Annotated in this window: 20 protein-coding genes, 1 tRNA gene and 1 pseudogene; 9 read left to right on the forward strand and 13 right to left on the reverse strand. The window is 65.1% G+C overall.

The annotated features are described in order from the left end of the window. Window positions 1-45: 45 nt before the first annotated feature. Window positions 46-130, forward strand: a tRNA-Leu gene (locus tag YUA_RS0108325). A 313-nt stretch (window positions 131-443) separates the two neighbouring features. On the opposite strand, the gene YUA_RS0108330 is transcribed toward YUA_RS0108325, so the two are convergent. Continuing rightward, complete coding sequence (locus YUA_RS0108330) at window positions 444-905, reverse strand: DUF6314 family protein (protein ID WP_027530260.1); 462 nt, start codon at window positions 903-905, stop codon at window positions 444-446. 124 nt (window positions 906-1,029) lie between these two features. On the opposite strand from YUA_RS0108330, the gene YUA_RS0108335 reads away from it, so the two are divergent. Then, window positions 1,030-1,263: a hypothetical protein gene (locus tag YUA_RS0108335; RefSeq protein WP_027530261.1), complete on the forward strand. Its 234-nt coding sequence runs from the start codon at window positions 1,030-1,032 to the stop codon at window positions 1,261-1,263. 7 nt (window positions 1,264-1,270) lie between these two features. On the opposite strand, the gene YUA_RS0108340 is transcribed toward YUA_RS0108335, so the two are convergent. Further along, complete coding sequence (locus tag YUA_RS0108340) at window positions 1,271-2,230, reverse strand: AraC family transcriptional regulator (RefSeq protein ID WP_027530262.1); 960 nt, start codon at window positions 2,228-2,230, stop codon at window positions 1,271-1,273. A 301-nt stretch (window positions 2,231-2,531) separates the two neighbouring features. Here YUA_RS0108340 and YUA_RS0108345 point away from each other — a divergent pair, with 301 nt between their 5' ends. The 5 genes from YUA_RS0108345 (at window position 2,532) to YUA_RS0108365 (ending at window position 8,679) form a co-directional block, all read left to right on the forward strand. Continuing rightward, on the forward strand, window positions 2,532-2,774 hold the full coding sequence (locus YUA_RS0108345; RefSeq protein WP_027530263.1) for a hypothetical protein: 243 nt from the start codon (window positions 2,532-2,534) through the stop codon (window positions 2,772-2,774). A gap of 23 nt (window positions 2,775-2,797) precedes the next feature. Continuing rightward, window positions 2,798-3,049, forward strand: a complete 252-nt coding sequence (locus tag YUA_RS0108350) for a hypothetical protein (protein WP_027530264.1) — start codon at window positions 2,798-2,800, stop codon at window positions 3,047-3,049. A 264-nt stretch (window positions 3,050-3,313) separates the two neighbouring features. Then, a complete protein-coding gene (locus YUA_RS0108355) occupies window positions 3,314-6,007 on the forward strand; it encodes a DUF2235 domain-containing protein (protein ID WP_027530265.1) in 2,694 nt (897 codons plus the stop codon). Window positions 6,008-6,085: 78 nt separating this feature from the next. After that, window positions 6,086-6,757, forward strand: coding sequence for a response regulator transcription factor (locus YUA_RS0108360; protein WP_027530266.1), 672 nt, complete (start codon window positions 6,086-6,088; stop codon window positions 6,755-6,757). After that, window positions 6,754-8,679, forward strand: a complete 1,926-nt coding sequence (locus YUA_RS0108365; protein ID WP_027530267.1) for a sensor histidine kinase — start codon at window positions 6,754-6,756, stop codon at window positions 8,677-8,679. The genes YUA_RS0108360 and YUA_RS0108365 overlap by 4 nt, the downstream gene beginning before the upstream one ends. Before the next feature lie 144 nt (window positions 8,680-8,823). Here YUA_RS0108365 and YUA_RS0108370 read toward each other — a convergent pair whose 3' ends face one another. Further along, window positions 8,824-9,114 carry a hypothetical protein gene (locus tag YUA_RS0108370; RefSeq protein ID WP_027530268.1) on the reverse strand — a complete coding sequence of 97 codons (291 nt, stop codon included), beginning with the start codon at window positions 9,112-9,114 and terminating at the stop codon, window positions 8,824-8,826. A 235-nt stretch (window positions 9,115-9,349) separates the two neighbouring features. Between YUA_RS0108370 and YUA_RS0108375 the strand changes: the two genes are divergently transcribed. Further along, window positions 9,350-9,574, forward strand: a complete 225-nt coding sequence (locus tag YUA_RS0108375; RefSeq protein WP_027530269.1) for a hypothetical protein — start codon at window positions 9,350-9,352, stop codon at window positions 9,572-9,574. A 1,738-nt stretch (window positions 9,575-11,312) separates the two neighbouring features. Here the strand turns inward: YUA_RS0108375 and YUA_RS52285 are convergent. The 7 genes and pseudogenes from YUA_RS52285 to YUA_RS0108410 form a co-directional block, all read right to left on the reverse strand. Continuing rightward, window positions 11,313-11,609, reverse strand: a pseudogene (locus YUA_RS52285) (hypothetical protein); the annotation flags it as partial. A 2-nt stretch (window positions 11,610-11,611) separates the two neighbouring features. Next, entirely contained in the window at window positions 11,612-12,079 is a 468-nt protein-coding gene (locus tag YUA_RS0108385) for a hypothetical protein (protein WP_027530271.1), read from the reverse strand. A 9-nt stretch (window positions 12,080-12,088) separates the two neighbouring features. Continuing rightward, entirely contained in the window at window positions 12,089-13,831 is a 1,743-nt protein-coding gene (locus YUA_RS0108390) for a hypothetical protein (RefSeq protein ID WP_027530272.1), read from the reverse strand. A 124-nt stretch (window positions 13,832-13,955) separates the two neighbouring features. Then, window positions 13,956-14,636, reverse strand: coding sequence for a hypothetical protein (locus tag YUA_RS0108395; RefSeq protein ID WP_027530273.1), 681 nt, complete (start codon window positions 14,634-14,636; stop codon window positions 13,956-13,958). 170 nt (window positions 14,637-14,806) lie between these two features. Continuing rightward, window positions 14,807-15,541 carry a hypothetical protein gene (locus YUA_RS0108400; protein WP_027530274.1) on the reverse strand — a complete coding sequence of 245 codons (735 nt, stop codon included), beginning with the start codon at window positions 15,539-15,541 and terminating at the stop codon, window positions 14,807-14,809. Window positions 15,542-15,672: 131 nt separating this feature from the next. Further along, a complete protein-coding gene (locus YUA_RS0108405; RefSeq protein WP_027530275.1) occupies window positions 15,673-15,921 on the reverse strand; it encodes a hypothetical protein in 249 nt (82 codons plus the stop codon). 125 nt (window positions 15,922-16,046) lie between these two features. Beyond that, window positions 16,047-17,012 (reverse strand): nitronate monooxygenase family protein, encoded by a 966-nt coding sequence (locus tag YUA_RS0108410; protein WP_027530276.1) that lies wholly within the window; start codon window positions 17,010-17,012, stop codon window positions 16,047-16,049. A gap of 106 nt (window positions 17,013-17,118) precedes the next feature. On the opposite strand from YUA_RS0108410, the gene YUA_RS0108415 reads away from it, so the two are divergent. After that, window positions 17,119-18,681 carry an AMP-binding protein gene (locus YUA_RS0108415; protein WP_027530277.1) on the forward strand — a complete coding sequence of 521 codons (1,563 nt, stop codon included), beginning with the start codon at window positions 17,119-17,121 and terminating at the stop codon, window positions 18,679-18,681. A gap of 411 nt (window positions 18,682-19,092) precedes the next feature. On the opposite strand, the gene YUA_RS0108425 is transcribed toward YUA_RS0108415, so the two are convergent. From YUA_RS0108425 to YUA_RS0108435, 3 genes are all read right to left on the reverse strand, one after another. Further along, window positions 19,093-19,866: a thioesterase family protein gene (locus YUA_RS0108425; RefSeq protein WP_027530278.1), complete on the reverse strand. Its 774-nt coding sequence runs from the start codon at window positions 19,864-19,866 to the stop codon at window positions 19,093-19,095. A gap of 169 nt (window positions 19,867-20,035) precedes the next feature. Next, entirely contained in the window at window positions 20,036-21,004 is a 969-nt protein-coding gene (locus YUA_RS0108430; protein ID WP_027530279.1) for a nitronate monooxygenase family protein, read from the reverse strand. A 156-nt stretch (window positions 21,005-21,160) separates the two neighbouring features. Next, window positions 21,161-22,561 carry an aspartate ammonia-lyase gene (locus YUA_RS0108435; protein ID WP_027530280.1) on the reverse strand — a complete coding sequence of 467 codons (1,401 nt, stop codon included), beginning with the start codon at window positions 22,559-22,561 and terminating at the stop codon, window positions 21,161-21,163. Window positions 22,562-22,584: the final 23 nt, after the last annotated feature.

The following is a 22,584-nucleotide window of genomic DNA, read 5'->3' on the forward strand; positions in this document are numbered from 1 at the left end:
GTCCGCCGGCTTCGCGACGCCCTCCATCGGAGGGGCCGACCGAGGGCCCCTGTGGCGGAACTGGTAGACGCGCTCGACTCAAAATCGAGTTCCGCAAGGAGTGCTGGTTCGATTCCGGCCAGGGGCACCACGCTTCGCCCTTTCGGGCTTCGCGTGGCGCGGCCATGCGAAGCCGATAGGGCGAAGCGTGTCCGGCGAAGCCTCTTGGCGAAGACGGACTGTCACAGCATGACACCATCTCGTCCTCCTCCCTCCCAATCGTCACATCCCCACTGCATAAACCCGTAGCTTCTTCTCTCACTCGAAGGAGCTCAGATGAACGACCTGCACGCGTGGCTTTCCGAACAGCACCTTCCGGATCTTTCAGCAAAAACTCGAAACGCTCGGCCGGGACGATCCCGCGCTGCGCGGCCTGTGCCGACCCACCAAATTCCGATCAGGCCTCACGCCACCCGCCTGTAGGTCGTCGTCATCGTGTAATCCTTGCGCGGACCTGACACGACGTGACGAATGACAAAGCCACCATCGTCGTGGAACGTGTACGTCGACCGATAATGATCGAGATTGCAGAGATGGCCGGCGCTTCCGCTCAAGGTGCCGCCATCGGATGCAGCGAGTTCGATCGCGTGGAAGAGCCGCGGCGGACTTTCCTTGAAGAAGACGTCGAATCCCCGGCCGCGCACGCGGAAGACGTACTCACGCTCTGCTTCGAGCTCGGTGCCGCTTTGGAGTGTCAGCCGTCCCCGCTCGCGATAGGCCAGGCGCTCCGCGTCCAATGGCGTGAAGGTCGCAAGGCCCTGCATGCTTGCTTGACCTTCGATGACCCGGCTGAACGACCACGAGCCGGTCAGCCACGCCATCACCTGCGACGCGTCACGCCAAGCATCGATCACAGTTTCGTTCATCTGCTCTGGATCCAATCGCCCGGCCGCTCCGTGGTTTCGCAAAATCCGCGCGCCGCGCGTTCGACTTTTGCCGCGCCGCTACCTATATCCCAGCGAGCATGCGTGTCGAGACAGCGAGCAAGTGATGGCCCGGAGACCCACGACGGACACCGACGCCGACGACGTGCCCCGCTATTTCGTCTGGGTCCGCGGCCTCGACGGGCCCGAGCCGCAGAAATGGGTCGACATGGAGTTCGGCGTCGGGGACTGGAAACGGTCACTGGTGCTGGCCTGGCTGGAGCTGCCGGTGGACGAGCGGCGCCTGCCGCTGTCGATGCTGGCGCGGCGATATCCGCCGCCGAAGGTGGAGACGCTTTAGGTTCGCCTCACTTGCCCCGTGCCGCGGTCGGGGTCAGGCCGAACCTGCGGCGAAAGCAGCGGTTGAAATAAGAGAGATCGTTGAAGCCGCAGGTGAATGCGATGTCGCTGATGCGGCCTTCGCGATGGGCGAGCAGGTCGGCCGCCTTGCGCAGGCGCAATTCGATCAGGCGGGTGGTGAAGCTGGCGCCGGCCTCGAACAAGAGTTCGTTGACGTAGCGCTCGGAGAGACTGGCCGCAGCGGCGAGCTTCTGCGCGGAAAAGTCCGGCTCATGGAAGCGCGCTTCGAGGGTCGACAGCACGGCTTTCAGCCGCACCGCGCGCAGGCCCCGGCGCCGTGCCGCGACCGCTATGTCGCTGCGGGCGCCCAAGCCGATCGCGGCGAGATCGAGCAAATGGGATGCGATCGCCATGCCGGCCTCGTCGGCGGCCGTCGGATGACGAAGCAATAGATCGCTGTAATCCATCACCAGCGACAGCGCGCCGCCGGGCTCGAGCTCGCAGCCGACGAGGTCGTCCACATCAGCGACCATCGCGCGCAGTGAATCGACTGGCAGATGCACATTGGTGAAACGCTTCTGGCTGGCGCCGTCGGCGGCGAAGAACGGCTCGTCGAGCTTGAGCAGCACCATCGATCCCGGCCGCATGGTGAATTCGCGGCCGCGATGGACCACCTGCGAGGAACGATCGCCGGTGTTGCGCGCGAGGCAAAAGCGGTCATCGCCGGTCTCGATCACCTGGCGCTTTTCCCGCCGCACCGTGACGAAGCTGCCGTCACAGCGGCCGAGCATGGTGGTGCCGATATGGATCGAGTTCATCGTGGCGCGAAACGGCACGTCGGAGGCCGGGTCGAGTTCGCCAGTGTTGGAAAAATGCTCGAACAGCTCGGCGAAACGGATGAAGCGCTGCCGGTCGGACAGATCCTGCGGCAACATCTCGGTCGAGAGCGACTTCCTGATGACGGACATCGAGAACGACTTTTTGAGAATGACTTTTCTAAGTTTCTTCAAAAAAGGCAGCGACCGACCGAACTTCGCAGGCTGGAAATGAACGCCCACTGAAATCCGGCGCGCGCAAGCTATCAGCAGGCCGACATGAATCAAGCTGCGCCGGTCAGTCCAAGCCGGCTGGCCGCCGGCGCCGGACAGTCCAAGACGACCCGCACACCCCCATTCTATTCAGGCTGCGGATGCGACATCCCGCCACACGCGAATCGCGTCCGGGCAACCGGGCGGCCCCGGCCTGACGCCCGCTGGAGGAGACAACGACATGCGAACCTCTCTACCCCGCAGCCTCGTACTCGGCGGCGCCATCGCAACCAGCCTCTGCGTCGGCTACGCGCTCGGCGCGCAACCACACATGGACGAGGCCATCGCGATCCTGCAATCGGCCCGCGCCGAGCTCGCCAAGGCCGAGCCCAACAAGGGCGGCCATCGCGAGAAGGCGCTGGGGCTGATCGACCAGGTGGTCGCCGAAGTACGCGCCGGCATCGCTTTCGCAGCCACCCACTGACCCCCGACATCAGGGAGCAAGGCATGATACGAACCGTTTTTGCCGCAGCACTCGCGCTCGGCGCAATCGTCAGTTCGGCCCAGGCGATGCCGCAGGCGCCGTTCGGCGCACAAGACAATGGCGATGTCATCGCGGTGGCCGGTGGCTGCGCCGCCGGCTGGCACCGTGGCCCCTATGGCGGCTGCCTGAGAAACTACGCCAACCCTGCTGCGCATGCCTGTCCGCGCGGCTACCATATCGGCCCCGGCGGCGCCTGCCGCGGCAACGGCAAATGAGAGCTGGCCGCACGGCCGTTTCGCAATAGCGGCCGCTTCGCAAATAGGAGTCATGCCCGGGCTTACTTGCCCGGGCATTTCTTTTGCCGATTGTGGCGAGGATCATAGACAGCCAGAGCAAGACGGCGCAATCCTTCTTGCTACCTCAGCGCGATTGTGGGCGGAATACATCCATTACTTCCATGATGCAATCACTGATTGAAGTTGAACGATGCCGCCCCAGCGGGGCTTAAAGCATCCCCAACTGAATTTTCGGAGGAGTCCATGACGCACCAGGACGGGGCGCTGCATGGCGGTCCTGCAAGGCCGGACCATACGCACGATGATCCAAATGCCGTGCCGAATGCAGCCGACGCACGTCCGCCGCGAAAGCTGGTGCTGTTCGCCGACGGCACCGGCAACGCCTTCAGCACCCAGGAATCCAGCGTCTGGCGTCTCTACGAGGCGCTCGACCATACCAAGCCCGATCAGATCGCCTATTACATCAAGGGCGTCGGCACCGCCGGCTGGGCGCCGCTCGCCGCACTCGACGGCGCCACCGGCATCGGCGTGCCCGCCAACGTCCGCAAGCTCTATCGCTTCCTGTGCTGGAACTGGCGCGAGGGCGACGAGATCTACATCTTCGGCTTCAGCCGCGGCGCCTTCACCGCGCGCACGCTGGCGGCCCTGATCGCAAGCCAGGGGCTGGTGCCGGCCGTGATCGACAAGGTCGCCGTGTCGCATGCGGAGATGCAGCGCAACACGATGGCCGCATGGCGGGAGTATCGCAAGGAGTCGGTCGGCTATCGCAGCCTGCCGACGATCTGGGTCGTACGCTGGATCCGCGACGTGCTGATCTATCTCTATGATCTCGTTTTCCGACATCGCTCCTATGCCAGCGTGCGCGAGGCCATGGACGGCCGCAAGGAGGTCAAGATCGAATTCCTCGGACTGTTCGACACGGTCGAGGCATTCGGCGTACCGATCGAGGAGCTCCGTGTCGCGATCGACTGGGCGATCTGGCCGATCTCGTTCCGAAACTACCGGCTCTCCGACAAGGTGAAGCACGCCTGCCATGCGCTCGCGCTCGACGACGAACGCACCACCTTCCATCCGCTGCGCATCGACCAGGCCGGGCTCGCCGAGGGGCAGATCGTCAAGGAGGTGTGGTTCGCGGGCGTCCACTCCGACATCGGCGGCGGCTATCCGGAATCCACGTTGTCCTTCGTGCCGTTGGTGTGGATGGCCGAGCAGCTGGGCAACCAGCTCCGTTTCCAGGACGGCACGATCGCGCATTTCCGCGAGTACCAGTCGGCGATCGGGCCGATGCACGATTCGCGCAGCGGCACCGGGGTGCTGTACCGCTACGGTCCGCGGCCGATCCATGACCGCGCCGAGGATGGCGGACCGCCGGTGGTGCATTTCGGCGTGGTCGAGCGCATGCTGCACGGATGCGACAATTACGCGCCGCTGATGCTTCCCGCCAATGCCAGGGTGCTGCTGCCGGATGGACAGGTGCTGCCGCTGACGCGGGACGAAACGCGCAAGGCCATGAGGTCTGCCTACGCAAAGAGGGAAAGCGACGGCCACAGGGCGGCCGAAGCCGACGCCTTCATGGCGATGAGCCCGCCGAATCCCGAGATGGCGCGGCAGGTCCTCGACACCGTGTGGTGGCGCCGCTTCGCCTATTTCTCGCTGCTGATCGCGCTCGGCATCCTGGCCGCATGGCCATGGATTGCGCGCTCCGTCGTCGGATCGTCCAAGGAGCACGGTCTCGAAGACACCACCCTGCTCAAATGGATCACGGCGATCGACAACGGCACGGGCACGGTAGTCAAGCCGTTCGCCGATCTGCTCGCGAGCGTGCTGCCGTCCTACGCGGCACCATGGCTTGCGATCGCGCTCTATTATCCCTTCCTCACCACGGTCCTCGTCATCATCATCCTGATCGCGTGGAACAGGAATGCGGCGCTGCGCGACAGCATCCAGGAACGCGCCCGGCTGGCCTGGTACCGGCCCGACCGGATGGCATCGCGAAGCCGGGTCAGCAAATCAGGCTGGCTGCTCGCGATCGGCCGCTGGATGCGGCTGCACGCCTGGCCGGTGCGCATGGCCTTCACCAACGTCCTGTTGCCGGCGGTTTTCCTCATCGCCATTTTCGGCTCCGCTCTGCTGTTGCTGTCCCGCGGCTATCTCGACTGGCGCGCGGGCGTTGGCGACTTCTGCAAGAGCAGCGCATCGACGCATGCCGTCGGCGACACGCCGGTGACTGCGCGCGACGGCGAATTGTTCGACGTCAGCCATTTCTGCTGGCCAAGCCGCCTCTCGGTCGAGAAGGGCCGCAAATACCGCGTCTGGATTGAGATGGCCGATCCGTGGTTCGACCGCACCATCATGACCGGCCTGAACGGATTCAAGACCCCGCCGGATCCGACCCACCACCTCGCCGTCCCGATCCTGCGGCTGCAGCGCGCAGACTGGTTCCAGCCCGTCGTGCGGGTGGGCGCGCGCGGATCGTACGATCTGCCGCTGCAGGCCATCAACGGACTGCCCGCGAACGAGCTGCCGCGGCGGGTCAATGCGACCGTGCCGGCCTATGAGGACGACAGCAAGAACAACTACCCCATCCACGTCGAAGACTCCCCGGAATTCAAGACACAAGGCAGCGAATTGAATCGGGTCTGGAAGCCGTTCGGAGATTTCGAGCAGATCCCGGCCGCGGCACTGCCGGCGGCGCGCGCGCTCTGGCGCAAACAGGGATTGTCCGAGCTGTTCGTCGCGGAATTCGAGGCGCCCGAGGCCGGCGAGCTGTTCTTCTACGTCAACGACGCCGTCCAGCTTTTCCCACGCCTCATCCCCACACGGGTCGCGCCGCGCTGGCTCGTGCCGGTTCAGGGGCGGCGCGTCCAGTTCTACAAAAACAACAGCGGAACGGCGACGATCCGGGTCCAGCGGTTGCCGGCGGCCCCGCCCCCATGATTATGGGTGTCGCGCCCGCGGCGCCGCGGCTAAGCTTGCAGCGCGCGCCGCGGGGGACACGCGGCCGGGACCATGATCATGACGGACCAGGGCGAGACCGGTGAGGCCATCACCATCCTCCTCGTCGAAGACGACGCACCGACCTGCTGGCGTCTTCAGGACGCGCTGGTGAAGGCTGCTTACGAGGTGCGCACGGCCGGCTCGCTCGGCGAAGCCCGCAATGCGCTTGCCGGCGGCGCGCCACGCGTGCTGCTGACCGACCTGCGGCTGCCCGACGGCCATGGCGTCGAGCTGATCCGCGAGACCAGGCGGCGCTTTCCGGACACCGAGATCATGGTGATCTCGGCGCTGGGCGACGAGGAAAGCGTGATCTCCGCGATCACCGTCGGCGCCACCGGCTATCTGCTCAAGGACGCCTTCCCGACCGACATCGCCACCACCGTGCGCGATCTGGTTGCTGGACATTCGCCGATCTCGGCCTCGATCGCGCGCTTCATCGTGCGGCGAACACAAAACTCCGCAGAGCCGCCGCCCGGCCCCGTGCTCAACACCGCAAAGCTGACGCCGCGCGAGATCGACATCCTCTGGGGCATCGCCAAGGGTTTCAGCTACGCCGAGATCGCGAGCCATCTCGGCCTGTCCAGGCAGACCGTGCCCGGCCACATCAAGAACATCTATCGCAAGCTCGAGGTGCACACGCGGAGCGAAGCGGTGTTCGAGGCGGTGCAGCAGGGCCTGATCAAGCTGTGAGCGAGATTGCCGCGAAAGCTGCGACCACGCGCACGCGGCGCCGGCCGCAGCTGGTGCGACTCCTCCCTTACGTGTTGCTCCAGGCGCTGATCGTGATCGCCACCATGCTGGTGCTGCGGCTGGTGCCGCCCGACGATCCCGACGATTACGCCGTCTCGAAGTTCGCGCTGCGGGAGAACGGTGCTACGCGGACGGTAACGCTACCGCATTTCACCTCCTCGCGTTACTCGCTGGGCGATCCGCCGCTCTACACCGGCGTGTTCAACTGGGCCTCGCGTGACGTCAACGCTGCGTGGTCGGTGTTCCTGCCGCGCTTCAGCAACGGCGTGGAAGTCGCGATCAACGGCGTCGCGATCCTGGATTCCAGGCGCGACGACACTGCCAACCGGCCGGACCGCAACACGCCGGAGATCGCGGTGATCCCGTCATCGCTGCTGCGCGATGGCTCCAACCAGATCACCGTGCGGCTGTTCGTCTGGGGACCGCTGAAAGGCTTTCTCGATACCGTCTATGTCGGGCCCGATGAAGCATTGCGCCCGGCCTACGAGACGCGCACGCTCCTGTTCGTCACGCTGCCGGTGGTGTTCTCCGCCTGGCAGTCGCTGCTGGCCGTGATCCTCGCGATCATGTGGCTGATGCGCCGTCGCGAGCCGGTCTATGGCGTGCTCGCTGCCGGAATGCTGGTTGGCGCGGTGCAGGCCTTTGTGCCACCGCCGGTGCCGCCCGCGCCCTATCCGCATATCTCCGCCATTCTGCTTGCATCCGCTCCGATCGAGAGCGCGCTGGTCGTGGTGTTCGCGGTGCTGTTCTTCGGCTGGCGCTGGCCGCGCTACGGCCTGCTGCTATTCGTGCCGGGGCTGATCATCCTGGCCGCCGGACTGCTCGCCAGCCAGCCGGTGCCGCGCATCGTTTTCCTGTTTCTCGGCGTGCCGACAGTCGGCCTGTGCCTGATGCTGCTCGCCGTCATCGTCACCATGGCGGTGATCAAGCGGCAGGATGCGGCGAGCTTCACCTTCGGTTGCGCGGTCACCATCGTGCTGACCTGCTGGTTTCACGACATGCTCTCGGTGTTCGAGTTCGTGCCGGACGAGCGCACCTTCGTCACGCGGCTGTCCTATTCGGCGATGCTGGTCGCGATCGGAGCCGGGCTGACCTGGCGCTTCGCCCGCGCGCTGAACCAGGTCGACAGCTTTGCGGGCCGGCTCGTCGCCCGCGTGCGCGAGGCCGAGGAGCGGCTGAAGGCGAGCTTCGCCCGCGAGGAGGCACGCGCGCGGGCCGCAGCGCTCGCCAACGAACGCACACGGCTGATGCGCGACCTGCATGACGGCCTCGGCGGCCAGCTGATCAGCATCGTCGCGCTCTCCGAGCGCGGGCAGGAGGGCGCGACCATCATCGATGCAGCGCGCGCGGCGCTGAAGGATCTGCGCCTCGTCATCGATTCCATGGACGATATCGGCGGCGACCTCATGCTCGCGCTCGGCTCCTGGCGCGAGCGCGCGGCGATGCAATTGCGGCCGCATGACATCGCGCTCGACTGGCGCGTGGCGACGCCGCAGGGCCTGCCGCTGCACCCTGAACTCAGGCCATGGCACGTCATCCAGATCGTGCGCATCCTGGACGAGGCGGTGACCAATGCGGTCAAGCACGCGACCGCGCGCCACATCACCGTAACCATCGAGACGCACGATGATGGCCAAGGACCGTACGGCGTGATCAGCGTCGCTGACGACGGAAGCGGCTTTGCGCTTGATAATGACGGCGACGTCGCAGGCGCGAGCCAGACCGCGCGCGGCCTGCGCAACATGACAAACCGCGCGACGCGCTGCGGCGCGGTGCTCGGTCTGAGCTCGGATACTTCCGGCACGCGCGTACGGCTGCAATTGCCCCAAGTTTTTCCCGACAGCGACGCGGCCGCGGGCTGAAAAGCCCCCTCCCCGGACGCATGGGACGTGCGGGGAGAGGGATCGGGCCGGAATGTTGGCTTTGCGAAGGACGGGGGGTTCGTTCGCAGGCTCGCTTGCATAGCTCCCTTGGCCCGAAAGCAATCAACTCAATCCAAAGACATTTCAGCGCACGCCGACGCGATTGACCGGGCCGCCGCGATTCATCGGCGTGCCGGCGCGGACGCCGACACCGGGCGCACCGACACCGGGCGTTGCCGCGACGGCGGCCGCAACCGGCGCGCCCGGCGCAACCACCACCGCTCCGACCGGCCGCACCACGCAGCCCTTGGGCACGCCGACCGTCTTGCAATAGACCACCGCCTGCGCCGGGCTCGTGCCCAGTGATACCATCGCCGCACCCGCCAGCATCATCACCGTCAGCCCGGCGCTCAGCGCTCCCGCTTTTTTCGACATCTTGCTCTCCTGCTTCCCGTTCGGCGCCCGGTGCAATCACCGGGTCTCGCAGCCGACGTGCACCCTCAATGGCAAAAGACGATGCGCCAAGACATGCCATGAAGATGGGGGTGCGGCAGGCAAGCCTCCGAGCCGATGCCATGAACATGGCATGGACCGGTCATGGATCTCCGCGAGATGGTCCGGCGCGCCCGATCCCGAGCGGGACTAAATCACAATTCCAACGAGGTGCTTCATGAAGATTTCAATTCTTGCCGCGCTGCTGCTCGCCGCCGCTGCCCTGCCCGCCGCGGCGCAATCCGGCCCCACGCCGCAGGAGCAGATGGCCTGCCGCGGCGACGCCGGAAAATTCTGCGCCGAGCACATCGGCAAGCCGCCGCAGATGAATGCCTGCCTGCGCGAGAACAAGGCCAAGCTTTCGGACAGCTGCCGCAAGGTGGTGGAATCGCACGGCGGGTGAGGCATGATCTTTCCACAGGAGCAGTATCGTAAGGTGGGCAAAGCGAAGCGTGCCCACCACTTCTGTTGGTGGGCACGGCGCTTTGCGCCTTTGCCCACCCTACGATTTCGGACTCGCGGATAGAGCCACCCGCTCCCAGAGGAGGCTAGTTCGTCAGCCCATAGACGTCGAGCTGTCCGTTATAGGTCGGGCGATAGATGCGCCCCTTCCAGACGATCGGACGGTTGAACTTCGGATGCATGAAGGCGTGCTCAGGACCCCAGTTCTCGCTATCCCAGATCACCTGGAGCCGCTTCGAGCCGTCCGGATTGGTCGCGAAATTCTGCGCGTCGTAGACCAGAAAGCGGCCGGGGCTGAGCACCATGTTGCTGTCCTTGTAAGGGACCATCGCGACGATGATGGCATCAGTGCCGTTATTGGCGGCAAGCGTGATGCTCCAGCCGGGCATGCCGCCTGATGGCCGCGGCGATTGCGGCGAGGCGATCTCGTTGGATCCGGCGAGATAGGTCGAGGTCCCGTCGGCTGCAATCGACCATGCCCTCAGCGCGCTATTCTCGCCGCCGACGATGTGCATCACACCATGGGTGGCCGATGAGAACAGCAGCGGCGTGCCGTGCAGATGCCGCGTCGCGCCGCCTGGATACAGATTCAATTGCGTTGGCGAGCCCGGTGCCGGCGGCACGGCAGGATCGAAGAACGTGTAGAGGATCGGCGGCATCTTGAGCTTGGCATAGTTGGCGGCGAAGTGGCCGGCCTGAAGATCGCCCGGTTGCGTGTCGCCAAGCGCCGTGGCATTGCCGGTGTAGAGAATGCCGTCCTTGCCCGACGCGAGGACGGCGTGGGCCGATGCGACATAGACCGGGCCACCCGATCCAAAGTCCTGGTCGCTCCATGCCGATTCCTTCATCGCCGCCAAATGATGCGCCACGACCGGCGCGATCTGGGCATCCATTGCGTCGGGCCCGGACGTTACCGCGATATGCGCCGTCTCGCGCGCATGAAGCGGCGTGAGCGCCATTCCCATCCGCTTGGCATGGCCGATCACCGCGGTCAGCGAGACGTTCGACGGCAGCGCGTGCGCATCGTCATCGCCGTCATCGAGCAGCGCCGCAGCCGCGGCGCCGACCCGGTTGGCGTCTGTCCACGGCGTCCACCACGACAACACCTCGAAATGCGCGAGAGGTCCGGTGTGCAGGGCCAGCCGTACCACGCTCTCGCCGAAATCGCCTTGCTGCGGCGAGAACGCGCCGTTGCCGGTAATGACATAGATTGAACCATCGGGGGCGATGGCGGGGCCGGCCCCGCTGTGCCACAGCCCGCCGCCGGAGCGGGTCACGGTGGAGCACCATGCGGCCGCGAGATGCCAGGCATGGACATCGACCGCGATCAGCCAGCCCCGCGCTGCCGCCGAGGTCTCCTTGACCGTGCCGAAGGGAATCAGCACGTGGTTCCGCGTCAGCGTCAGCGCGCTGCGTTGCTTGCGCTGGATCGAGACGAATTTCTGCACGGGCAGGCCGCCGGGCGGGGTGTAGACCGCGCCCTCCAGATTGAGCAGGTCGTGCACCTTGGAGCCGTCGCTGATCCGCAACGCCCCGAGAAAATGCTGGGCCCTGGCGACGCTGCCATCGTCGCTGATCCAGGCGCAGGCGTAGAGAATGCCTGTGGTCTCGTCGATCACGGGGGTCGAGAGGATTCCCCAATTGACGTTGGTCAAGTGACCGTCGATGTCCGGCGTTCCGACGATGGGACGGCCGAGCTTCGTCGCCCAGATTTTTTCGCCGGTCAGCGCATCGAAGGCGTAGACCCAATTGCCCATGGTGGCCTGGAAGATCAGGTCGCGGGTCTTGCCATCAGGTGTGTGCACGCCGCCGACAGCCAACGGCTGCGCCTCGAGCCGGGGATCGTCGGGAATGGGAATGCTGAAGAGCTTGACGATGCCTTTGGTGCGGACGGCGGTTGCCGTCAGCACCGTCTCGGCATTGTTCGCGCCGGTCCTGGCGAGGTCATAGCTGCGGGTGGTAACGGAGATGGCCATGATCAGGCTCCCCAGACGAGCAGGCTTCCGGCCGCGATCAGGCAGGCCGCAGCCAGTGGTCGCGCATCGCGCAGGCCTGCGCGCCACCAGCTCAGCGCGATGGCCCCGCAGGCAAAGCCGAGCCCGGCCATGATCGCGCTCGACAGCGCCGCAAGCGCCGGCGCATCGCTCGTCCGCGACACGACATTGTCGATCGCCAAGAGCGGCGGCAATACGTAGAGCCAGCCTGACGCCTTCAACAGGCGTTGCGCAATGGGCAAGCCGACGAGAAGCGCCGCACCGCTCGCCATCAGCAGCATCGCGGCAAGCCCACCCGCAAGCGGCAGGCCGACGCTGAGTGCCGAGCCGAGCCCGTCGCACAGGCCGAACATCAGCGCGAGCGGCAGCACGTGCCGCCCCGGCAGAATGAAGGACAGCGCGAAAGCGGCAATGAGACTGTCGGTGGACGTCCACAACAGATGGAATGACATGGAATCCTCTCAAACGATTTGTGGGGCAAGGTAGGTAATGTCGATCGCAAACGCCGCGCCGTGCTCCGGCAGCTGCCGGCCCGCGACGCGAATATGATGCTCGCCGGTCGCACCGGCCGTTCCTTCCGCGCTGACATGGTCGCCGCTGCAGGCGGCCTCGACCACGTTATGCCCGTGCGCATCGGTGACAGTGACCTTGAGCGTGCCATCTGCCGGCACGCCGCGACGATCGAGGCTGACCTTCAAGGCGATCCTGCTCCCCTGCTCCACCCAGATCCGTGCCGTCTCGGTCTCGGCATTGGTTGCCGGCAGCGTATCGAGATCGGCGGCGCCGAAGATCGTCTGCGTGGTGTGGCGCGGATGGCGGATAGACGCGATATTCAGGCCGGCGCGCGAGAAGCACAGATAGCTCTGGCCCTTGCTGAAGCCATTGCTCGGAATCGTGAAACGGGCGACGCCGTTTCCGTCGGTCCGGATATCGTCATGATGGCCGCTATAGTCGTGCAATTGGACATTGGCGCCGAACGCGGTCTGGCAGCTGATCGTGCGCGCATTCATGGTGTCGAAGTTCAGTGCGGTCAGCAGGCCGGGCGCGCCTGTCCTGTTGAGCACGATCACCTTGTCATCGAGAAAGCGGCCGCTGGTTGGCCCGTTGGCGAGGTGCTCGTGGATCCAGACGAGATTGTCGATCCACGGTTTCAGCCCATAAGCGCCGGGCCAGACGCTCGGCGGGAAATAGTCCTTGCCGTAGACAAACGGGTAGCCCTCGATCGACAGCAGGAAGGCGTAGGCGAGCAGCTTGTTGCTGATGACCTGCTGGCCGGGCGAGGTATCGGTGTCGGGATTGTCGACGAAGGTGCAGGTGAGATCGGGACGCCAACTCGTGTAGCCGGCGCCATCCAGCACGCGCGCATTGCCGCCGTCGCAAGCCGCCTGCAGCGCCCAACGCATCGGGAAGTCGGCGACCAGCGACCGACCGTTGAGCGGCGGCTGCGTCGCCCAGCCGTTGAGGATCGCGCGATTGCCGTCGAAATACTCCGAGTAGAAGAACTTCGACGCCATCACGCCATGGGTCATGAACTCGCGTACGAACGGCGCCCAGGTGCCCTTGACGTCGTCGAAGCGTGCGCCGTCTGCACCGGTGGTGCGGAACACCCATTCGCCGAAGTCGAGCGCATCCTCGATCGTGACGCGCGGCGGGCGGCAGCGCTGATACGATAGCTCGCGACCGAACGGAAAATCGTTGGGCGGGCTCGGCACGTCATCGTCGGGCACATCGTCCGGCGGCACGCCGCGAAACCAGCCGGGCGACGTGGTGTGCCTGCCATTCAGCGACTGCCCGTCCGCGCCGAGATAGCGAAACACGCCGGGCCCGCCATTCTCGCCGCTGCGCTGATGCAGAACGAGATCGAGATAGACGTCGATATCGCAGGCATGCGCGACCGCGACCAGACGCGTCAGCGACGCTCTTGTGCCGTAGCGCGTGGCGAGCGAGCCTTGCTGGGTCTTGCTGCCGATGTCACGGGGATCGAACACGCCATAGCCGTCGCAGCCCGGCCCGGCACCGCCTTGCGCCTTCGACGTCGGCGGCAGCTGGATCGCGGTGAAGCCGACATTGCGCAGCGCGCGGACATGGGTAGCGAGGAAATCCAGCAGCCAAGGTGCGCCACGCCCGTCGACCGGCGCCGGCACGGTCACGCGTTCGCCGTGCGGACCGAAGAAGCGTCCCCAAGCTAGCAGCGCTACTCCCATGACGCGGCCTCTGGCTGGCTGCGTCAATCATGCCTTGCACAGGGATCATCCGGAAGTTGAAAATTGAGGCAAACGCCGCCGCGGAGCGAACCGCCGCTCACGTTCGCGTGCGCGGCCTCAGGCGCTAGTCATCGTCGTCAGAGCCAAACAACCGGATTTGCGGGAAGCCACCGCGCCGACGGCTGGCATAGTCATGCGCATCAAAATCCTCGCGGACGTTGCGTGCGACATCATCCCAATTGGTCTGATCGCGCGCGCCACGTGCATCGCGCGGGTCATATCGGCGGCGCTCGGCCCAGCGCTGCTGCCGCTCCGCCCGCCGCCGCTCCGACGCGGCGCGCTTCAGGTCAGAATCCCTGGCCTTGGCATAAGCATTGTCAGGAGAGGATGTTGGCTCTGTCGAGACCTGCTGCTCGACTGGCTTTGTCGCTTGCGGAGGCGGTGGCGCTGGCTTGGGTGTCTCAACCGCTACCGCTTGTGGAGGCGGCGCCGGCGGTTCAGCATTGGCCTGCGAAGTTCCCGCATCGGGCTTGGATTCCGGCCTGGCTTCGTCCTGCGCCTGCGCGGGCGCGGCGATGATCGCGCCGAAGCTTTGCGAACCAGTGAGATATTGGATGCGCTCAGACGGCGCGTTCGTCGTGACCGGAATGGCTGCGGCGCGCTGCTCCAGCTTGCTGGTGTCCGAGTCCTGCTTGGGCGCGATCGGATGCATGATGTTGCCGGCGACGATACCGCCGCCGAGACCAATGGCAATGGCGGCGACGATCGAACCGGCACCGACGAAATAGGCTGTCGAGGCGCGCATTGGTCCACTCCCTGTTTGGAGCGAGCAACGCCTGAGGATTGCCGGATGTTCCTGACATCAGCTGTTCCCTAAAGCACGATGAGTCGTCGTGCTTTAGCTCATTGTTTGCGCATGATCTTTACGGAAAATCACTGCACACTTTTCCGGATCATGCGCGCGGGAACGCCATATCAAATCTGCTGCGCGACCTTTTCCAGCCCGATGACGCGGGCGAGCTTGCGCACTTCTTCCTTCTGATCCTCACGCAGCTGGAACAGCAGCGGCATCGCGGCCGACTTCAGCTGCTGGACCTCGTCGCAGTTCGGATCGATCTGCACGTTCGGCCCGTTGGGATTTGAGAGCTTGTTGGCCGATATCTTGCGGACGACGTTGCGCAGCGCGGTCTCGACCGAGGGCCAGTAATATTCCTGCGACGACGACAGCTTCAGGCGATCTCTGATCCCCGCAATCTGCACATCGGAGAGCAACGAATAGGTTTTCTGCGACTGCGGCTTGGCGACGGCCTTCGGCTTGGCCGGGGCATCGTGAAGCGCGCCGGTCGGCACCTCTGCGGTGGCAGGTGCCTCCAATGAGGCAACTTTGGCCTCGGTGCCCTTCAGCATCGGGAAATCAGATGAGGTGGCCGCAGCAAAGGCCTGGCGCAGCGGTTCGGTCAGCATCGGCGCCTGCGACAGCCGGTCAGCCGGAACCTGCACCGGATCAATCGCGGCGGAGGCCAGCGCCAGCGTCGGAACCAGCCGGTCGGCCTTGGCGGCGCGGTTGGCGGCGAGCGGCTTGGGCGCAGGAGCCTGCGTAATCATCTCGGCGCTGACACTGGGCACACTATCGCGGCCGAGAATGGCAGTGGTGGCGGCACCGAGGACGAGGATACAGGTCAGCACGGTGATGGTGATGGCTCTGGACAAACGTCTCTCCGGAAGGACCGCTTCACGATGTTGTTAACGATGCCCGGGAAAAGGGCACGAAATAAGGCTCGAGTGTGCTTTTGCGGCGACAATCATCCTGCTTGCGGCGACAAACCAAAAGCCCTTTGATATCAAGTAGCTGCGGCCAGATCATAGGCGTCCTGGATGTCGGCGACGATCTCGGAGGCCTCCCAGACGCCACGCGGTTCGACCGATTGCAGCGTCACCGTCCAATTGCCGCCCCGGCGGGTGCGGGGGACGCTGACGATGTCGAAGCGGACATTGCGGCACAGCGGGTGACGGGCCAGCGCATGGGCGACGCGGACGCGGATCTCGTCCAGTGTTGCGGCTGTCTTGCTGTTGAGAAAATCGAAATCCATCGCCTGTCCCTCCCGTCCCGATTGACGGCCGTGAGGGGGATTCTTGGCGGGCGATGGTTAATCTGCCGTTAAGTGCGGGCTTGCGGAGCCATGCGGGATTAACCGTGCTGGGGCGGCACGGAACGCTATCGCCCCCTCGCGGTGCGGTACTCGGCGGCCGTCCGGGCCACGAGATCGGAAACCGCCATCACGTCGGTGACGCCCGATGTCGAATGTCCGCCGCTCCAGATATCGCGCCAGCGTTTGGGGCGGTTCTCGCGCGCGGCGACGTCGATGTCCTTGCCGATGTCGATCGCGCCGCGCGCCGGCAGATCGTCGGGGTCGAGACCGGCAGCGACGATCGACGGCTTCAGCATGCTGGTCTGCAAACCCGTGAACGCGGTGGTAAGCAAAATGTCGTCGGCACTGCTGTCGACCAGCATCTGCTTGTGGCGATCATCCGCCATGCTCTCGCGCGTCGCGATGAACTTTGTGCCCATATAGCCGAGATCGCAGCCGAGCACTTCGGCGGCACGCAGCGCATGGCCGTCGCTGATGCCGCCGGCGAGCACGATGATGCCATCATAGAACGCGCGCACCGCACGGACGAACGCGAACGGATTGAGCCAGCCGGTCTGTCCGCCCGCGCCCGCGGTCAACAGCACCAATCCGTCGGCGCCCGCCGCTGCCGCACGCTCGGCGTGGCGGATGGAGGCGACGTCCGCCAGCACCAATGCGCCGGCATCATGCAGCGGCTTCAGCACGGGCGCCGGCGAGCCGACCGAGGTGATGACGATCTCCGGCTTGTGCTTGAGCAGCACGGCGAGATCCTGCTCCAGCCGTGCGTTGGAGCGATGCACGATCAGGTTCGGACAGAGCGGCGCGGCTTTGCGGCCGGTTTGATCCTCGTGCTCCTGCAACCGCGTGGCAATTTCGGCGAGCCATTCATCGAGCTGCTCCGTGCTGCGGCAATTCACGGTGGGGAAGCTGCCGATCACGCCGTTGCGACAGGCCGCGACCATGAGCTCGACGCCCGACACCAAGAACATCGGCGCTGCGATCAGCGGCAGAGCGAGGCGGTCGCTGAAGCGTTGCAATCGATCGGATGTCACTCTTCCTCCCCGCACGGGCTTTGTCGTTCCATCCCGCATTCTCTGTGCTAGCGTCATCGGCAACATTGGCACGTGAGAAGCCGATGACAAAGCAACGAGGAAACATATGTCCGATCCGCTCCACGCATCGTCCCCGACTTGTGCGCAGACGCTACGGGCGTTGGCCCGCTATCCCGGCCGCACTGCTTTCGCATGGCCCGGCGGATCGCTGAGCTATCAGGGCACAATCGATCTGATCGGACGCATCCAGGGCGTGATCGCGCGGCTCGGCTTGCAGCCCGGTGCGCGCGTCGCCTTCCTCACCGCAAACCGCGCCGACACCTGGTGCGCCGGTGTCGCCGCGCAATTGTCGCGCTGCTGCATCACCTGGCTGCATCCACTGGGATCGGAGACGGACCAGCTGTTTCAGCTCGAGGATTCCGAAGCCGAGGTGCTGGTGGTCGATGTGGCCGCCTTCCGCGATCGTGGCGGCGAGCTCGCTGCGAAGGCAACACGGCTCAAGGCTATCTTCACCATGGGACCGGCCGATTACGGCGTCGATCTCTTGCAGGCAATCGAGAGCGCGGGACATGCCAGCCCGCAGTGCCTCGCAAATCTCGACGACCTCACCACGCTGAACTACACCGGCGGCACGACGGGCAAATCCAAGGGCGCGCTGCGCCGTCACCGCGAAAACGCCGGCGCAGCCGGCGCGATCCTCGCCGACTTCGAGATTCCCGACGCCGCGCGCTATCTCACCGTCGCGCCGATCAGCCACGTCGCCGGCACAAAAGTGCTGCCGACGCTGATGCGTGGCGGCACAGTGCACATGCTGAAAGGTTTCGATCCCGAGGCGGTGCTGGCGACGATCGCGCGCGAGCGCATCAATTTCACGCTGTTCGTGCCGACCATGATTTATGTGCTGCTCGATCATCCCGCGCTGAGCAAGACCGACCTCTCCTCGCTCGAGCTCGTGCTCTACGGGGCGTCGGCGATGTCGCCGAGCCGGCTGGTCGAGGGCATCGAACGCATCGGCCCGGTGTTCTCGCAGCTCTATGGCCAGACCGAATGCTACCCCATTTCGGTGCTGCGCAAGAAGGATCACGATCCCAAAACGCCGGAGCTGTTTTTGTCCTGCGGCTTCCCGATCTTGGGCTGCGAGGTCAAAATCCTCGACGACAATGACCAGGAAGTGAAGACCGGTGACGCCGGCGAGATCTGCGTGCGGGCGCCGCATGTCATGGCGGAATACTGGAAGCGGCCGGACATCACCGCCGAGACGCTGAAGAACGGCTGGGTCCACACCGGCGACGTCGCGCGCCAGGACGAGCGCGGCTACATCTTCATCCTCGATCGCAAGAAGGACATGATCGTCACCGGCGGTTTCAACATCTTTCCGCGCGAGGTCGAGGACGTGCTGTCGCAACATGCCGATGTCGCCATGGTCGCGGTCGTCGGAATCCCCGACGAGAAATGGGGCGAGGCCGTCACGGCCATCGTCGTGCCGCGCGATGGCGCAAAGCCCGATCCGGACGAGCTGATCAATCTGGTGCGGACGCGAAAGGGTTCCGCGCATGCGCCGAAGCAGATCCAGTTCGTCAAGCAGCTGCCGATGACCGGCGTCGGCAAAGTCGACAAGAAGGTGCTGCGCGCAGGCTTCTGGAGCGGCCGGGACCGGATGGTGGGGTAATCTCCCTGATTGCGGCGATGGGTTCGGAATACACGTATCGCGCGAAATGCCCCGGAATTATCGGCGTTCTCACCGGGATTCTACGGTGTCATTGTGGCCCCGGCACCACAGCGCGCGACGGAGTGCGCGCCCGCGCTGGCCACCCGATTGCCGGCGAATCAGGGAATCAACTAGACCGCTGATGGGGCTGGGAAGCGGAGTAAGACATGAGAGTCGCTTCCCTGGAAAGTGCAGTCGCCGCGGTCACGCTGATCACGGCCATCATCGTGGTGCTGTGGGAGATCAAGATCTTCTACGGAGTGTGAACAGGCAGGATGCCCTGGTCGAACACGACCAAGCATCCCTTCCGCGGCGGCGGAAGCCTGCCGTTCCATCGGCTCACGCAGCAATAATCGTGCTTTGCGGTGAGGCCTACCGCTTCTCGATCACCAGGCTCTGCACCGCGCGGCCGAAATAGCCTCGGCGGTCGGCGAGCCGCGACATCGCGAGGCCGGCGCCGTCGGGGCCGATCCAGGATTCGCCGTCGAGCAGGATCCAGTCGCCGACCGGCTGGCGCGCCAGGTTCACCGAGAGGTCGGCGTTGATGTAGGTCCAGGTGCGGAAGTCGAGCGTCGAGGCGGTGCCGTTGGAGAAATCGGCAGCGACCACGGCGCGCATCGCCTGCGAGACCGCTTCGCCCGCGACCAGCGGATGGTCGAGGCGAAACCAGATCGCGCCCGCGCCGGCCTGGCCGAAGCGGCCGCGCGCGGCGCGCATCGACATCATTCCCGCGAAGGGACTGGTCGCGCCGTGGCCGTCCTCGACCAGCGAATGCTCGGGCGACGGCAGCGTGACCGGCAAATCCCTGACGTCATCGGGCAGCGGCTGCGGCTGCCGCTTGATCTTGAGCACGGTGGCGCCGACGACCTGCACGCCGTCGGCAAGCAGCTTGATCGCGCAAAGCTGGATCTTGCGGCCCTTGCGCAAAACCTCGGTCTCGATCGTGAGCGGCGCCACCGGCACCGGGCGCATCAGGTCGATGGTGACGCGCGCGACATTCATCGGCACCGGCGTCGGAATCCGCTCCGCCGCCCACGTCACCAGCGCCGACGGCGCTGACCCGTGCTGCATGCGCCGGTCCCATGGACCGGCGGCATCGGGGCTGGTGACAACGCTGTTGCCGTCGACGCGGTAGATGGCGCTCATCGTTTCTCCGCAGGCACATTCGAAGTTCAGCAAGTGCTGTCGTCCCGGCGAAGGCCGGGACCCATACTCACAGGCCATAGTTGGTGAAGTGATATCGGGGGTTGATATCGACCGCAAACAACGATCAGTCGGGATTATGGGTCCCGGCCTTCGCCGGGACGACAAGAACTTACAACGGCGGGTCGATCGCCTCGTCGTATTCCTTCTTGAAGCGCGCGATCAGATCGGCGGCGGGGATGACGCCGTCGATGCTGCCGATGCCCTGGCCCGAGCCCCAGATCTCCTTCCAGGCCTTCGGCTTGGCGCGCTCGCCGGAGGCGTCGGTGCCGAAATTCATCTTGGTGGGATCGGAGGTCGGCAGGTTTTCCGGATCCATGCCGGCGGCGAGGATCGACGGCTTCAAATAATTGCCGTGCACGCCGGTGAAGAGGTTGGAATAGACGATATCGTCGGCCGTCGAGCCCGCGATCATCTCCTTGTACTTTTCGACTGCGTTGGCCTCCTTGGTCGCGATGAAGGCCGAGCCGATATAGGCGAAGTCGGCGCCGAGAATGCGCGCGGCGCGGATCGCCTTGCCGTTGCCGATGGCGCCCGACAGCGCGATCGGGCCATCAAACCACTTCCGCGTCTCGGCAACGAAGGCGAGCGGCGAGATGGTGCCGGCATGGCCGCCGGCGCCGGCCGCAACCAGGATCAGGCCGTCGGCGCCCTTCTCGATCGCCTTGTGGGCGAATTTCTGGTTGATCACGTCGTGGAAGACGATGCCGCCCCAGCCGTGGACGGCCTGGTTGAGCTCCTCACGCGCGCCGAGCGAGGAGATGATCATCGGCACCTTGTACTTGGCGCAGAGCTGCATGTCGTGCTCGAGCCGGTTGTTCGACTTGTGCACGATCTGGTTGACCGCGAACGGCGCCGACGGCTTGTCGGGATGCGCGCGGTCATAGGCCGCGAGCTCTTCGGTGATCCGCGCCAGCCACTCGTCGAGCAATTCCGGCGGCCGCGCGTTCAGCGATGGGAACGAGCCGACCACGCCCGCCTTGCACTGTGCGATCACGAGGTCGGGCACCGAGATGATGAAGAGCGGCGAACCGATCACGGGGATCGACAGGCGTCCCTTGAACAGAGCAGGCATGGACATTGCGGAACGATCCTTTGTTGGTCAGACGCATTGAAGGTTGGGAGCCATACCAACAAGGCAATCTTTCCACTGTCAAGTATTGCGTTTTGGCGCCGTGGCGGACGCCGTTACCGCAATTCCAACGCGCGGAATTCCCTCCTCACGCGGCAGGCAGCGTTACCCAAGCAAATCCGGATTGATCAACCGCTCGAACGAGAACATCTCGTCCCATTTTTCCTGCGTCAGCAGCTTGCGCTCGGTCACCACGATCTGGTGCAGCGACTTGCCGCTCTTGTAGCCCTCGCGCGCGATCTCGGCGCATTGCTTATAGCCGAGCAGCGGCTTCAGCACGGTGACGATGCCGAGCGAGTTCAGCACCATGTTGCGGGTGTGCTCCTCGTTGGCGGTGATGCCGACGACGCAATTCTCGCGCAGGCTGTTGACCGCGCGCTCCATGGTGCGGATCGAGAAGAACAGCGCAAACGAGATCACCGGCTCCATCACGTTGAGCTGGAGCTGACCGGCGCTGGCCGCCAGCGTCACCGTGGTGTCGAGGCCGATGACGAGGAAGCTGGTCTGGTTGACGACCTCGGGGATCACGGGATTGACCTTGCCCGGCATGATCGACGAGCCCGGCTGCAATTGCGGCAGGTTGATCTCATTGAAGCCGGCGCGCGGGCCAGAGGCGAGCAGGCGGATGTCGTTGCAGATTTTCGTCAGCTTGCTCGCGGTGCGCTTGAGCACGCCGGAGAGCTGCACATAGGCGCCGGTGTCCGAGGTCGCCTCGACCAGATCGCCGGCGAGAATGAAATCGACGCCAGTCAGCGCGCTGAGATGCCGGACCGCGAGTTTGGGATAGCCGACCGCGGCGGTGACGGAGGTGCCGATCGCGGTGGCGCCGAGATTGATCTCGCGCAGCAGTGCGCGCGCTTCCGAGATGCGTTCGACCTCCTCGCCGATCGTGGTGCCCCATCCGCGGAATTCGGCGCCGAGCGACATCGGCACCGCGTCCTGCAGATGCGTGCGCCCCATCTTCAGCACGCGCTCGAATTCGCGCCCCTTGGTGAAGAAGGCCTCTTGCAACTGGCGCAGCGCCGTCATGTAGCTCTCGAGCCGCAGGACCAGCGCCAGCCGAAACGCGGTCGGATAGGTGTCGTTGGTCGACTGGCCGTAATTGACGTGGTCGTTGGGGCTGACGTGCTGATAGTCGCCCTTTTTGAAGCCGAGCGATTCCAGCGCGAGGTTGGCGATCACCTCGTTCGCATTCATGTTGGTCGAGGTGCCGGCGCCCCCCTGGATGAAGTCGGTGACGAACTGGTCCATCATGTCGCCGGCGATGACGCGGTCGCAGCCGAGGATGATCGCATCGGCGACCTTGGCGTCGATCGCGCCGAGATCGCGGTTGGCCATGGCCGCAGCCTTCTTCACGTAACCCAGCGCCTTCACGAAGTAAGGCTCCTGGTTCATGGGAATGCCGGTGATGTGGAAGTTCTCCTTCCCGCGGATGGTCTGGACGCCGTAGTAGATGTCGTCGGCGATCTCACGCTGTCCGAGGAAGTCCTGCTCCGTGCGGCTCATAGGCGCTCCTTGCTGCTCGCGCG

The sequence above is a fragment of the Bradyrhizobium sp. WSM3983 genome (assembly GCF_000473045.1).
Lineage (GTDB): Bacteria > Pseudomonadota > Alphaproteobacteria > Rhizobiales > Xanthobacteraceae > Bradyrhizobium.